Source organism: Salmonella sp. NW722, from assembly GCF_051702785.1.
Classification (GTDB): Bacteria; Pseudomonadota; Gammaproteobacteria; order Enterobacterales; family Enterobacteriaceae; genus Salmonella; species Salmonella enterica.
The window spans coordinates 1-216 of sequence record NZ_JAMMIN010000042.1 but is presented as its reverse complement, the minus strand read 5'-3'; the positions used below and the strand labels follow the sequence as shown (position 1 = coordinate 216).

Sequence of the window (216 nt, the reverse complement as noted above, 5' to 3'; positions counted from 1 at the left end):
AGTCCGAAGGATTTTACGCTGAGACAAGGCGGCAAACGCAGCGACGGAAGGAGCATACAGAAGTATGTGACTGACGCTCGCAAGAGCAGCCAACGCCGTATCAGTGTAAAAGACACAGGACAGAGCACAAAGAATTTGCCTGGCGGCAGTAGCGCGGTGGTCCCACCTGACCCCATGCCGAACTCAGAAGTGAAACGCCGTAGCGCCGATGGTAGT

General features: G+C 55.6%; 1 rRNA gene. It reads left to right on the top strand.

What is annotated here, in order from left to right:
- Positions 1-138: 138 nt before the first annotated feature.
- Positions 139-216 (top strand): 5S ribosomal RNA (rrf, locus tag NA330_RS23290); the annotation flags it as partial.